Annotated in this window: 12 protein-coding genes; 7 read left to right on the plus strand and 5 right to left on the minus strand. The window is 73.8% G+C overall.

Features of this window, described 5'->3' with window-relative positions; genetic code table 11:
* Positions 1-21: 21 nt before the first annotated feature.
* Genes ASD10_RS07140 through ASD10_RS07155 form a run of 4 tightly spaced genes read left to right on the plus strand, consistent with a single transcriptional unit; the run spans position 22 to position 3,765 of the window.
* Entirely contained in the window at positions 22-1,281 is a 1,260-nt protein-coding gene (locus tag ASD10_RS07140; RefSeq protein ID WP_056606690.1) for a class I SAM-dependent methyltransferase, read from the plus strand.
* The gene (locus ASD10_RS07145) at positions 1,278-2,066 is read left to right on the plus strand and encodes a hypothetical protein (RefSeq protein WP_056606692.1); all 789 of its coding nucleotides are present in this window, start codon (positions 1,278-1,280) and stop codon (positions 2,064-2,066) included. Before ASD10_RS07140 ends, ASD10_RS07145 begins: the two co-directional genes overlap by 4 nt.
* A complete protein-coding gene (locus ASD10_RS07150) occupies positions 2,063-2,743 on the plus strand; it encodes a PIG-L deacetylase family protein (protein WP_056606695.1) in 681 nt (226 codons plus the stop codon). Before ASD10_RS07145 ends, ASD10_RS07150 begins: the two co-directional genes overlap by 4 nt.
* A complete protein-coding gene (locus ASD10_RS07155) occupies positions 2,740-3,765 on the plus strand; it encodes an NAD(P)-dependent oxidoreductase (RefSeq protein ID WP_056606699.1) in 1,026 nt (341 codons plus the stop codon). Before ASD10_RS07150 ends, ASD10_RS07155 begins: the two co-directional genes overlap by 4 nt.
* 17 nt (positions 3,766-3,782) lie before the next feature.
* Here the strand turns inward: ASD10_RS07155 and ASD10_RS07160 are convergent, their stop codons facing one another.
* Positions 3,783-4,346: a dTDP-4-dehydrorhamnose 3,5-epimerase family protein gene (locus tag ASD10_RS07160; protein ID WP_056606702.1), complete on the minus strand. Its 564-nt coding sequence runs from the start codon at positions 4,344-4,346 to the stop codon at positions 3,783-3,785.
* 14 nt (positions 4,347-4,360) lie between these two features.
* Here ASD10_RS07160 and ASD10_RS07165 point away from each other — a divergent pair, with 14 nt between their 5' ends.
* Positions 4,361-5,455 carry a methyltransferase domain-containing protein gene (locus ASD10_RS07165; protein WP_056606705.1) on the plus strand — a complete coding sequence of 365 codons (1,095 nt, stop codon included), beginning with the start codon at positions 4,361-4,363 and terminating at the stop codon, positions 5,453-5,455.
* Here ASD10_RS07165 and ASD10_RS07170 read toward each other — a convergent pair whose 3' ends face one another.
* A complete protein-coding gene (locus tag ASD10_RS07170; RefSeq protein WP_157432484.1) occupies positions 5,456-5,914 on the minus strand; it encodes a hypothetical protein in 459 nt (152 codons plus the stop codon).
* Positions 5,915-5,955: 41 nt separating this feature from the next.
* Between ASD10_RS07170 and ASD10_RS07175 the strand changes: the two genes are divergently transcribed.
* Positions 5,956-7,068 (plus strand): glycosyltransferase family 4 protein, encoded by a 1,113-nt coding sequence (locus ASD10_RS07175; protein WP_056606712.1) that lies wholly within the window; start codon positions 5,956-5,958, stop codon positions 7,066-7,068.
* Here the strand turns inward: ASD10_RS07175 and ASD10_RS07180 are convergent.
* Genes ASD10_RS07180 through ASD10_RS07190 form a run of 3 tightly spaced genes read right to left on the minus strand, consistent with a single transcriptional unit; the run spans position 7,031 to position 11,435 of the window.
* Entirely contained in the window at positions 7,031-8,068 is a 1,038-nt protein-coding gene (locus ASD10_RS07180) for a glycosyltransferase family 4 protein (protein ID WP_200938155.1), read from the minus strand. The two genes, ASD10_RS07175 and ASD10_RS07180, sit on opposite strands and share 38 nt — an antisense overlap.
* Complete coding sequence (locus ASD10_RS07185; protein WP_056606716.1) at positions 8,065-9,984, minus strand: glycosyltransferase; 1,920 nt, start codon at positions 9,982-9,984, stop codon at positions 8,065-8,067. Before ASD10_RS07185 ends, ASD10_RS07180 begins: the two co-directional genes overlap by 4 nt.
* The gene (locus tag ASD10_RS07190) at positions 9,981-11,435 is read right to left on the minus strand and encodes an oligosaccharide flippase family protein (protein ID WP_200938157.1); all 1,455 of its coding nucleotides are present in this window, start codon (positions 11,433-11,435) and stop codon (positions 9,981-9,983) included. Before ASD10_RS07190 ends, ASD10_RS07185 begins: the two co-directional genes overlap by 4 nt.
* 380 nt (positions 11,436-11,815) lie before the next feature.
* On the opposite strand from ASD10_RS07190, the gene ASD10_RS07195 reads away from it, so the two are divergent.
* Positions 11,816-12,550 carry a glycosyltransferase family 4 protein gene (locus ASD10_RS07195; RefSeq protein ID WP_235501778.1) on the plus strand — a complete coding sequence of 245 codons (735 nt, stop codon included), beginning with the start codon at positions 11,816-11,818 and terminating at the stop codon, positions 12,548-12,550.
* The last annotated feature ends 17 nt before the right edge of the window (positions 12,551-12,567 follow it).

Genomic DNA, 12,567 nt, shown 5'->3' on the forward strand with positions numbered 1-12,567 from the left:
GTCGAGTGGTCGGAGTCTCCTGTGTCGTGTCGTCTGTGCGGGTCCGCACGCCTGAGGAGCGTCCTCGATCTCGGGGCCACGCCGCCGTGCGAGCTGTTCCTGACCGCCGAGGGGCTCGACCTGCCGGAGCCGACCTACCCGCTGCACCTGCGTTTGTGCGAGGACTGCCTGCTGCTGCAGATCCCCGCGCTGATCCTGCCCGAGGAGACGTTCGTCGACTACGCGTACTACTCCTCGTTCTCCGACTCGTGGGTCGAGCACGCACGTGCCTTCGTCGACGGCGCGGTCGAGCGCCTGGGCCTGACGTCCGACAGCTCGGTGATCGAGGTCGCGAGCAACGACGGCTACCTGCTGCAGCACGTCGTCGCGGCCGGCATCCCGTGCCTCGGGATCGAGCCGTCGGTCAACGTCGGCGAGGCGGCCCGCGAGCGTGGCGTCCCGACGCTCACGACGTTCCTCGACGAGCAGGTCGCGGACGACGTCGTCGCCGAGCGGGGCCCGGCGTCGCTCGTCGTGGCCAACAACGTCTACGCCCACGTCCCCGACCTGCTGGGCTTCAGCCGGGCGCTGCGGACGCTGACGGCCGACGACGGCTGGGTCAGCATCGAGGTGCACCACGCCCTCAACCTCGTCGCGCTGGGCCAGTTCGACACGGTCTACCACGAGCACTTCCAGTACTACACGGTCCTGTCGATCAGCCGGGCGCTCGCCACCGCGGGCCTGACGGTCGTCGACGTCGACCTGATCGGCACGCACGGCGGCTCGATCCGCGTGTGGGCCCGGCCCGCCGAGGTCGCGGGCGAGCCGAGCCGGGCCGTCGCCGACGCGCTCGCCGAGGAGGAGGCGGCCGGCCTGCACGCCGTCGAGGGCTACCTCGACCTCGAGCCCCGTTCGCAGCGGGTGCGCCAGGAGCTGCTGCGCTTCCTGCTCGACGCCAAGGCCGCCGGCCGCCGCGTCGTCGGCTACGGCGCGCCGGGCAAGGGCAACACGCTGCTGAACTACTGCGGCATCCGCCCCGACCTGCTCGAGTACACCGTCGACCGCAACCCGTACAAGCACGGTCGGTTCACGCCCGGGACGCGCGTCCCGATCCACGCGCCCGAGCGCATCGCCGACGACCGCCCCGACGTCGTCCTGGTGCTGCCGTGGAACCTCGAGACCGAGATCGCCGCCCAGCTGTCGTACGTCCGCGACTGGGGCGGCGAGATCGTCGTGCCCCTGCCGCACGTCCACACCGTCCCGGCCCCCGCGGCCGCCACTCCCACGGAGGTCCTGTCATGAAGGTCGTGCTCTTCTGCGGCGGCTACGGCATGCGCATGCGCAACGGCGACGCCGACGTCATCCCCAAGCCGCTCCAGATGGTCGGTCCGCGGCCGCTGATCTGGCACGTCATGCGCTACTACGCGCACTTCGGGCACACCGAGTTCGTGCTGTGCCTGGGCTACGGCGCCAAGCAGATCAAGGAGTTCTTCACGTCGTACTCCGAGACCGAGTCGAACGACTTCGTGCTGCGCGACGGCAAGGTCGAGCTGCTGTCGACCGACATCAGCGACTGGTCGATCACGTTCGTCGACACGGGTCTCGAGACGCCGATCGGCGAGCGCCTGCGCCGCGTGCGACCGCACCTGAAGGGCGACGAGTTCTTCCTGGCCAACTACGCCGACGTGCTGTGCGACGCCCCGCTCGACGCCATGATCAAGGAGTTCCACGACTTCGGCGCCGCGGCCTCGATGATCGTCGTGCCGCCGCAGTCGTCGTTCCACATCGTCGACGTCGCGGACGGCGGTGGCGTCACCGGCATCTCGCCCGTCAGCGACCTGCCGCTGGGCGAGAACGGCGGCTACTTCGTGCTGTCGCAGGAGGTCTTCGACCACCTGCCCGAGAACGGCGACCTCGTGGCGGACGCGTGCACGGCGCTCGCGGCGCAGGGCAAGCTCTACGGCTACCGCTACGACGGCTTCTGGAAGCCCGCCGACACGTTCAAGGAGCGGGCCGAGCTCGACGCCGCCTACTCCGACGGCAGCCGTCCGTGGGCCGTCTGGGAGGACCGCGGTGTGACCGCATGATCCGGCTCGGCCTCGACGACGTCCGCGAGGTCGCCCTCCTCGCGGCGCACTGCGACGACCTCGCGATCGGCATGGGCGGCACGCTGCTGACGCTCAAGCGGGCGCACCCCGACGTCCGGGTGCGGGCGCTCGTGCTCGGCGGCGCCGGCACCCCCCGCGAGAGCGAGGAGCGGGCAGCCCTCGCGGCGCTGGCGGGCGACGTCGACCTGACGATCCTCGACGTGCCCGACGGTCGCGCCCCCGCCCACTGGGACCGCATCAAGGACGCGATGGGCGAGTTCGCCCGCGGCGGCGACGCCGACCTGGTCTTCGCCCCGCACCGGCGCGACGCGCACCAGGACCACCGGCTCGTCGCCGAGCTCGCGCCGACCGAGTTCCGCGACCACCTCGTGCTGGGCTACGAGATCCTCAAGTGGGAGACCGACACCCCGCAACCCGTCCTGATGCACCCGCTCGAGCCCGACGTCGCGGCCCAGAAGCTGCGCGTCCTCATGTCGTCGTACCCCTCGCAGCAGTCGAAGGACTGGTACGACGAGTCGGCGTTCGCGGCCCTCATGCGCCTGCGCGGCGTGCAGTGCCACCACGAGCACGCCGAGGCCTTCGTCGTCGAGAAGGCCGTCCTGTCCCTCGTACCTCCTCCCTCCTCCCGCCCTCTCCCAGGAGCTGAACACGCATGAAGGTCCTCCTCACCGGCCACCAGGGCTACCTCGGCACCGTCATGGCGCCGATGCTCGCCGAGTCCGGTCACGACGTCACGGGCCTCGACACGGGCCTGTTCGCCGACTGCGTCATCGGCCCCGCGCCGGTCGACCCCGAGACGCTCGCGGTCGACCTGCGCGACGTCACGCCGGAGCACCTCGCGGGCTTCGACGCCGTCATCCACCTCGCGGCGCTCTCGAACGACCCCCTCGGTGCCCTGGCGCCCCAGATCACGTACGACATCAACCACGCCGCGTCGGTGCGCCTGGCGCGGGCGGCCAAGGAGGCCGGCGTCTCGCGCTTCCTGTACGCCTCGACGTGCTCGGTGTACGGCTCGGCGGGCGACGGCCTCGTCACCGAGGACGCGCCCCTCAACCCCCTGACGCCCTACGCCGAGAGCAAGGTGCGGGTCGAGGCCGACGTCAGCGAGCTGGCCGACGACTCGTTCAGCCCGTCGTACCTGCGCAACGCGACGGCCTTCGGGTTCTCGCCGCGCCTGCGCGCCGACATCGTGCTCAACAACCTCGTGGGGCACGCCGTGCTGACCGGCGAGGTCAAGGTGCTGTCGGACGGCACCCCGTGGCGACCGCTCGTGCACGCGCGCGACATCGCGACGGCGTTCGTCCGGACGCTCGAGGCGCCCGCCGATGCGATCCACGACCGCGCGTTCAACGTCGGCACCGAGGCCAACAACGTCACGGTCGCCGAGATCGCCCAGGCCGTCGCCGACACCGTCCCGGGCTCACGGCTGTCGATCACGGGCGAGACGGGCGCCGACCCCCGGTCGTACCGCGTCGACTTCTCGCTGATCCGCCAGGTCCTGCCCGGCTACGACGCGACGTGGTCGATCGCCGACGGTGCCGCCGAGCTGTTCGACCACTACACGCGCCACGGGCTGACGCAGGAGTCGTTCGACCGGCGCTTCACCCGGCTCGCGGTGCTGAAGCGGCGACAGGCCGAGGGCAGCCTCGACGAGAGCATGAGGCCGCTGATCCGATGAGGGCCGGTGCCACGAGATCAGACCAGCGACGACCGGAGGCTCGCCCACGAGCCGGCCGACCGGTCGCGGTCCGACACGATCGTCACGGGGTCGGGCCACGCGATCGCGAGGTCGGGGTCGTCGTACGCGACGCCGATGTCCTCGCCGGGCTCGTGCGGGCGGTCGATGCGATAGCAGACGTCGGCCGACTCGCTCGTCACCTGGAACCCGTGCAGGAAGCCGGGGGGGACGTAGAGGTGCGCGTGCAGTTCGTCGTCGAGCTCAAACATCGCCTGCTGACCGAAGGTCGGGGAGCCCGGCCGGACGTCGACCAGCACGTCGACGACCGAGCCGTGCGCGCACCGCACGAGCTTGGCCTCGCCGCGACCCCCGCGACCGTGCAGGCCGCGGACGACGCCTCGTCGCGACCTCGACTGCGAGTCCTGGGTGAAGTCGCCCGAGCGCACGGCGATGCCGGCCTCGGCGGCGGCACGGTCGAAGATCGCGGTGTCGAACGTGCGGGCGAACCAGCCGCGGTCGTCGCCGAACTCCTCGGGGACCATCAGCAGGACCTCGTGCAGGGACGTGCCGTCGACGCGCATGGGGTCATGCTGCCATGACGGCGCCCCCCACGTGCTGCGCCTGCGGGTCCGACGCCACCGACATCGTGCTCGACCTCGGCAGCGTCCCGGTCGCCGACACGTTCCCGCCCGTCACGAGCGACCCGGCGGCCGATCCGCGGCACCCCCTCGCGATGGCGCTGTGCCGCACGTGCGGGCTGGCGCAGATCGCCCACGACGACACCGAGGCGGAGCAGCCCCTCGGCGTCGAGCCGCGGGCGCTGGTCGAGCAGGCGGGGCGCGCCGTGGCGGTCGCCGCCGGCCGCGGCTGGCTGCCGGGCCGGACCGTGCGCGAGTTCCCCAGCCCGCACGGCGGCACCTGGGTGCCGCTCGTCACGGCGCGCGGCCACGTCGAGACGTCCGGTCGCGCGTCGGTCGTGCTCGACAGCTTCGGCGTGATGCACGAGCCCGACCAGCGTGCGGCGTGGCGAGCACGCGCCGCGGCGACCGACGCCGACGGCGTCCTGCTGGTCCAGTTCCACTCGCTGGCGGCGATCGTGCGCCACTCCCAGTGGGCGTCGCTGCGGCACGGCCACGCCGCGTACTACTCGCTGACGGCGCTGCGCCGCCTGCTCGCCGACGTCGGCATGTCGCTCGTCGGCGTCGAGTCGTTCGACCTCTACGGCGGGACGGTGCTGGCCGCGGCACGGCACGGCGAGCACGGCCCCGACGCCGGCGTCGACGCGATGCTGGCCGACGAGGACGCCCTCGGCGTCACCGATGCCGCGGTCGTCGGCCGCCTGCAGGCCACGGTCGACCGTGACGTCGCGGGGCTCCGCAGCTGGCTCGAGGCGCGATCGGCCGAGGGCCGCCGCGTGCTGGGCTACGGTGCCGCGTCGGTGGCGGTGGCCCAGCTCGGGCTGGCCGGTGTCGACGCCTCGCTGCTCGGGGCGGTCGCCGACGCGTCGCCCGGCAAGCAGGGGCGGCGCATGCCGGGCACCGACGTCCCGATCGTCTCGCCCGACGACCTCGTGGCGTCCTCGCCCGACCTGGTGCTGCTGACGCTGCCCGACCTGCTGCCCGAGCTCGAGGCGTCGTACCCCGCTCTCGCGGGGCGATGGGTCGTCAGGGGTGACCGTGAGCCGTCGTGATCAGGTGAGCAGCGCCCACTGCCGGTGCTCCCGCACGTCGCCGAGCGGCGGTGCCGCCCAGCCCTCGCAGACGAATCCGGAGGTGGCCAGCGCCGCCTCGAGCGCGGTGTCGTCGACCGGCACGAACCACGCCACCCGGCGCACGTCCGCCCGCACGCCCGCGACGACGAGGTCGACGACGTCGGACGCCATCTCGTCGGGCACCTGCGAGGAGCACTCGGCGGTCGAGGTGCCGGCGTCGACGCGGCACGTGAGCCGTCCGACGGCCACGCCGTCGACCAGCACGGCCGATCGCGGCGGCGTCACCTCGACGGTGCCGCGCGGTCCGGTGGACGTCCAGGTCGCCGTCGCGCGGCGGTCGGACCGTCCTCGACGGCGCACCCGCCGCACCGCGATGCGGGCCGTCGCCGGCAGCATCTCGACCCCGTGGGCCACGCGACGGACGAGCGGCTGCGGCATGTCGTCCATGGTAGGCCGACCTCCCACGAGGGGCCGGGCCGATGGGTGAGCCGCGCCCCGTGAGGGTGCTGACGATCGGGCCCGCGCCGCTGTCGGCCGACAGCCGCGGCGGCATGGCCACGGTCCTGACGCTGATGGAGGCCCACCCCGATCCGCGGGTCACGATCCGCGTCGTCCCGACGTACGCCGACCACGGGCTCGTGCGCCGGACGCTGCTGGGCCTGCGCGGCATGCTCGTCGCGTCCGCACTGATCCTGGCGGGGCGCGTCGACGTGCTGCACGTGCACCTGGCCCACGGGGGCAGCGTCGCCCGCAAGTCGCTGCCGCTCGCGGCTGCCCGGCTGCGCGGCACCGCGACCGTCGTGCACGAGCACAGCTACGACTTCTCGGGCTGGTTCGACCGCCTGCCGGCGTGGGGCCGGGCGCTGGTGCGGCGGGGCGTGGCGGCCGACGTCTGGCTCGTGCTGGCGACGCACCACGTCGCCGAGTTCGGCCGACGCCTGCACATGGACGAGGGGCGCATCCGGGTGCTTCACAACCCCGTCGTGCTGCCCCGGACCGCCGCGGGGCACGACGTGCCCGGTGCCCACGACGTCGTCCGAGCCGTCTCGCTCGGGCGTCTCGGTCGCCGCAAGGGCAGCTACGACGTCGTCGCGGCCGTGGCGCTGCTGCCGTCCGACGTCCGGGGGCGGTTGAGCGTCGTGCTGGCCGGCGACGGCGAGATCGACGAGGTGCGCGCGGCCGTCGCGCGGGCCGGGGTGTCGGACGTCGTCGAGGTGCGCGGCTGGCAGGGCCCCGCCGAGCGCGACGACCTCGTGCGCGGGTCGGACGTCTTCCTGCTGCCGAGCTACGAGGAGGGCCTGCCGATGGCGATGCTCGAGGCGATGGTCCAGGGTCTCGCGCCGATCGTCAGCCCCGTCGGCGGCATCCCGAACGTCGTCGGCGACGGCGTCGAGGGCCTGCTGGTCGAGCCGGGCGACGTCGACGCGCTGGCCGTGGCCCTGCGCCGTCTCGTCGACGACCCGGACCTCCGGCAGCGGGTCGCGGCCGCCGCCCGGGCGCGCGCCGAGCACTTCGACGTCGACCACTGGTACGACGACCTGACCGAGCTGTGGATCAGCCTCGATCGCGCCGCGCGGCGGTCACGCGGCTGATCGCCTCGCCGAGGGCCGCCGCGACGTGCGGCCGGCCGTGCCGCTGCGTGTAGGTGTCGCGCGCGATCCGCCCCTGACGCTCGGCCTCGGCCGGGTCGGCGAGCACGTCGAGCGCATCGGCCAGGCCCCGGGCGTCGTCGACGTCGACGACGGGCCCGCCGGGCGGCTGCAGCTCGGGCAGCGCGCCCTCCGGCGACACCAGCGGCATGACGCCGAGCTGCATCGCGAGCACCTGGACGCCGCTCTGGGTGGCCCGGCGGTAGTGCACCAGCGAGCCCTTCGCGCGGGCGAGGGTGCCGAGCTCGTCGGCGTAGCGGAACGGTCCGCGCTGCCAGCGGACGCCGGCCGGCAGGTCGCCCGCGAGGTCGCCGTCGCCGATCAGCACGAGCTCGTCGCCGCGGTGGTGCGGTCCGTCGCGGTGCATCGCCCAGGCCTCGAGCGCCACCGGGATGTTCTTGTAGGCGTTGAGGCGGCCGCTCAGCACGAAGTCGCGGCGCCCGTCGGCCTCGACGAACGGCGGCACGGCGGAGTCGGCGACGTCGCTGCTGAGGGGGACGACGGCGCGGTCGCCCCGGCCGGCCTGGTCGGCGACGTACTCGCTGAAGAACACCGTCAGGTCGGCGCGGGCCCGCCACCGGTCGAAGACCGCCCGCTCCCACCGCGGGCGCTCCTCGCCGGCGTCGTGCGGCCGGTCGTCGTGGACGACGTCGATGCGCGGCGCGGCGCCGGCCAGCGAGATCCAGCGGGGGTCGCGGACGAGCTCGGAGACGACGACGTCGGGGGCGAAGTCGCGCACCTCGCGGCGCACCCGCAGGAACGGCCGGTACGTCGAGGCCTGCTTCGGCCGCGGGTCGAGCACCCACTCGTCGTGGCGGGCGGGCCCCGACTCGGGGTGCTGGTCGGACGTCAGGAGCCGCACGTCGTGACCGACCGAGCGCAGCGCGTCGGCGTGGACGCGGGCCAGCGGGCGCATCCAGGGGGACATCCACAGGATCTTCACGACAGGACCTCCGTGATCGCGTTCTCGTAGGCGTCGGCCATCGCCTCGATCGTGTAGTGGTCGCGCGTGCGCGCGAGGCCGCGGTCGGCGAGGGCGGACAGGCCCGTCGGGTCGTCCAGCACCGCGGCCAGCGCCGTGCGCCACCCCTGCACCGTGACGTCGTCGACGACGACGCCCGCGCGGCCGTGGTCGAGCATGTCGGGCACGGCGCACGTCGCCGAGGCCACGACGGGCAGGCGGCGGGCCATCGCCTCGAGGATCGTGAGGGGGAACGCCTCGGACCGGCTCGGCAGGCACACGACGTCGGCGTCGGCGAAGGCGTGGTCGGGGCCGGGCGACCAGCCCCGCCAGCGCACGCGGTCGCGCAGGTCGTCGGGGGTCAGCGCCTCGAGGCGCGCTCGGTCGGGGCCGTCGCCGAAGACGTCGAGCGTCCACGCCCGGTCGCGCAGCCCGTCGAGGGCCTCGACCAGCAGGTGCGGGTTCTTGAGCTCGACGATCCTCGACATCATGACGAGCCGCAGCGGGGCGCCGGGGTCGCGTTCCGGTCGCGGCGGGACGTCGGCCAGCCCGGCGGCGTGCGCGACCCCGTTCGGGGCGACGAACCGGCGCCGGGCGACGTCGTGGTGGGCCTCGACCTGCTCGCGGTGGCGCGGCGACAGCGCGACGAAGCCGTCGGCGCGCCGCATCGCGCGCGCCAGCCCCGCCGAGTACGTCGGTCCGTCCGGGTCGGGCGGCACGTGGGCGCCGACGAGCCAGCGACGGTCGTCGGCGCCGGGGCGCGCGCGCCACAGCGTGCCGAAGCCCGTCTCGGTGTTGGTGTCGCCCGTGACGACGACCGACGGGCCCGGCGGCAGGTCGGTCGCCGGCGCCCACCACGGCTGTCGGACGACGCGGACGGAGTGGGGCACCTCGGCGACCAGGGGGCCGAAGCGCTGCAGGGCGACGATCGTGACGTCGTGGCCGCGTCGCGCGAGCTCGGTCGCGAGGACGACGTGGTGACGCTCGGCGCCGCCGTACACGAGGCGGTTGATCGTCAGGACGACCGACGGACGGTCGGTCGCACCCCGCCGCGCCCGGGTGCGGCGCTTAGAGCGCTGCACCCGGTCGAGCACCGAGGTGCCGGCGAGGTACAGGTCGCCGCGCCGCGAGCCGGTGCCGCCGGACTGGTCGATCTGCAGGGCGATGTTGGTGCGCAGCAGGTCACCCGAGCGGGTCGACGCCGCGGGGTCGGAGGCGACGGTGCCGGCCGACTCGTGCAGCACGCCCGGCTCGTCGGCGAGCACGAGACGCCAGCCCGCCGCCCGCGCCCGCTGCTGCCACTGCGACTCCTCGCCGTAGAGGAAGTACTCCTCGTCGAACGCGCCGACCGCGTCCCACGCCTCGCGGCTGATGGCCAGGCACGCGCCGGTCAGGTAGCCGTCGACGTCGTCGGGCCGGTCGGCGTACAGCTCCGAGAGGGGGGTGCGCCGCAGCTGCTCGGCGTAGCCCGCCGCCGACACGAGGGCGCGCACGACGCCGCGCGGGCGGTGCGCGACGTCCCACGGACGTCCGGCCCCGCTGGACGGGGGCGTCAGGGGCGCGGCCGCGGCGACGCCCGGACCGCGGATCGCGGCAAGGGTCGCGGTCAACGGTCCCTGCAGCAGGGCGTCGGGGTTGACCAGCAGCAGGTCGTGGCCGGGCACGGACGCCGCGAGGGCGTTGACCGCTGCCGCGAAGCCGATGTTGCGCCCGCCGCGGTGCCACGTGACGTCGGGGTGGTCGCGGACGACGTCGTCGAGCTCGGCGGCGTGCTCGGCGGAGTTGTCGTGCACGTGCACCGGCACGTCCGGCAGGTGCGTCGCGAGCCCCGCGAGGCACGTGCGCAGCAGGTCGGGGGTGCGGTAGGCGACGCAGCAGATCGCGAGGGGACGGCTCACGGCGACGGCACCTCCGCGGTCTCCTGGCCGGCGCGGAGCATGTCGCGGACGGTGCGCAGGCGCACGGGGCCGACCACGAAGTTGACCGCGAGGTACGCGACCCCCGCCGCCGCGACGGCCAGCAGCACCGGTGCGGGGCGCAGCAGCTCGGCGACGCCCGCTGCGACGACGAGCGAGGCGAGGAGCCGGATCGCGAAGCGCCACGGCGTCCGGTAGCTGCTGTGCCGCGAGAGCTTCCACGACGCGACGACCTGGCCGCTGAGCTCGGTCACGAGCAGGGCCGCGGCGGCACCCACCGCCCCCCAGACCGGGATCAGCAGCAGGTTCAGGACGATGTTGACGATCAGGTTGACGACGTTGAGCCGCACCAGGAAGACCTGCTGGTGGGCCGCGAACAGCGCCTGGCTGACGGTGCCGTTCAGGAACGTCACGCCGACGGCGACGAACAGCAGGGCGAGCGTCGGCGTGCCGTCGTCGACGAACTCGGCCGAGCCGATCAGGTGGACGACGGGGCCCGCCAGCACGAGCCCCACGACCGCGATCGGCGCGCCGACGAACATCATGGTCTCGACGCTGCGGGCGGTGAACGTCGCGAACCGCTCGCGGTCACTGCCCCACAGGCCCGTCATCATCGACAGCGTCGACGACGCGAAGAAGGTCGGGATGACCGACAGCGTGAACGCGAGCGTCGAGGCGAGGTAGTACGTGCCGACCTGCAGTGGGCTGTCGAGCAGGCTCAGCATCACGCCGTCGATGCGCCAGTACAGGACGCCGATCACGAGCACCGCGGTCTGGGGCAGGCTCTCGCGCAGCAGGTCCCAGCTCTCGCGCAGCGCGAAGACGGGCCGCCAGCTGACGATGCGCGACGCCGCGACGCCCTGCACCACGAGGACGACCAGGGGCGGGACGACCTGGACGATCGCGAACCACACGAGCCCCGCACCGGTCTGCAGCAGCACGAGCGTCACGCCGAGCGACAGCACGCGGCTCACGACGTCCGACCACGCGACGGCCTTGAACCGGACGGTCGCGAGGAACACCGGCTGCACGCACGAGCCGACCGTCGTCAGGGCCAGCCCGATCGCGACGATCGGCAGCACCGTCACGACCTCGCGCTCGCCGGAGTAGACCAGCAGACCGGTGACCGTCGCGACGAGCGTGAGGGGCACGCCGTACACCAGCGACAGGCCGGTGTTGATGCGCACGAGCCGCTCGAGGTCGCCGTGCCCCGACGTCACGCGGCGCACGACGACCGCACCGATGCCGAGCTCGGTGAAGCTCGTCCAGAGGCTGACGAACACGATCGCGGTGGTGAGGTGGCCGTAGTCGTCGCCACCCAGGTGGCGCACGGTCAGCGCGACCGTGACGATCGACGCGACCATGCCGAGCACCCGGAACACCAGCTGGTAACCGAAGGCGGCGGCCATGCGCTTCGCCGTCGGCAGCGGCACCGAGACGGTAGGGTCGGTCTCCGACGGCGACGAGGGGAGCTCTGCTGATGCGGGTGTTCGTGCCTCTTCCCGACGGGACGGCCGCGGCCGACTGGGCTCGCCGCTCGGCGCGTGGTGAGGTCCCCGACTCGTCGCCATACGGGCTCCACCACCTCCGGGATCACGGTTTCGACGTCACCTTCGGTGATCGCGAGCTGACGGGCCCCTGGGCCCGGGTCGCGCGGTCGTTGCGCTATCGGACGTCGGGGCTCGAACCGGTCGAGGCGTTGCTGGACCTGCGCCGGATGTCACGAGGTGAGAGTGACGTCGTGCTGGCCTATGACGAGCGAACCGGGGTTCCTGCGGCGTTGTGTGCGCCACACTCGCGGTTCGCGCCCGTCGTGACCGGCATCGGGTGGCTGACGACCCGCGAGGAGGCCCACCCGGTGCAGCGCCGCCTCGCGTCCGTCGCCCTGCCCCGAGCCGCTGCCGTGTGGACGCAGTGCAGCGCGATGGTGCCGGTGCTGTCGCGCGAGTGGGGCGTCCCGGGGCACCGGGTGCACTACGTGCCGCTGGGCATCGACACCGACTTCTACCCTGAGCAGCCGTGGGCGCTCGCGACGCCGACCGTCGCGAGCGCGGGGGAGGACCGCTTCCGCGACCACGCCCTGCTGGTCGAGGCGGTCCGCCGCACCCGCGACACCGTGCCGGAGGCCCGGCTCGAGCTCGCGACGGGCCTGCCGGTCGACCTGCCGGACGACCTCGGCACGCTCTACACGGGTCGCATGGGTGGGCGCATGCGCGACCTGTACGGACGGTCGACGGCCGTCGCGATTGCCCTGCGCCCGACGCGCACGGGTTCGGGGCTGACGGTCGTGCTCGAGGCCATGGCGAGCGGACGACCGGTCGTGGTGACCGACAACCCCGGCATCTCCGAGTACGTCGAGCACGGGGTCACGGGCCTGCTGGTGCCGCCCGACGACGTCGACGCGTTCGCGTCCGCGCTGCGCCAGCTGCTCGCCGACCCCGACCGCGCCCGGGCGATGGGCCGCGCCGCGGCCGAGCACGCCCGCACCGCGATGACGTCCGCGGGCATGAGCACCGTCCTGGCCGGCATCCTGCGCGCCTCCGCCTGAGCCTCCGCGGGGTCATG

The organism is Aeromicrobium sp. Root472D3 (assembly GCF_001426485.1).
In the GTDB taxonomy this organism is placed as follows: Bacteria; Actinomycetota; Actinomycetes; order Propionibacteriales; family Nocardioidaceae; genus Aeromicrobium.

Bases quoted from the DNA above. Each gene is read 5' to 3' on its own strand.
- ASD10_RS07170 (WP_157432484.1), bottom strand. From the start codon at position 5,914: ATGCCGCAGCCGCTCGTCCGTCGCGTGGCCCACGGGGTCGAGATGCTG.
- ASD10_RS07145 (WP_056606692.1), top strand. From the start codon at position 1,278: ATGAAGGTCGTGCTCTTCTGCGGCGGCTACGGCATGCGCATGCGCAAC.
- ASD10_RS07155 (WP_056606699.1), top strand. From the start codon at position 2,740: ATGAAGGTCCTCCTCACCGGCCACCAGGGCTACCTCGGCACCGTCATG.
- ASD10_RS07150 (WP_056606695.1), top strand. From the start codon at position 2,063: ATGATCCGGCTCGGCCTCGACGACGTCCGCGAGGTCGCCCTCCTCGCG.
- ASD10_RS07165 (WP_056606705.1), top strand. From the start codon at position 4,361: ATGACGGCGCCCCCCACGTGCTGCGCCTGCGGGTCCGACGCCACCGAC.
- ASD10_RS07175 (WP_056606712.1), top strand. From the start codon at position 5,956: ATGGGTGAGCCGCGCCCCGTGAGGGTGCTGACGATCGGGCCCGCGCCG.
- ASD10_RS07160 (WP_056606702.1), bottom strand. From the start codon at position 4,346: ATGCGCGTCGACGGCACGTCCCTGCACGAGGTCCTGCTGATGGTCCCC.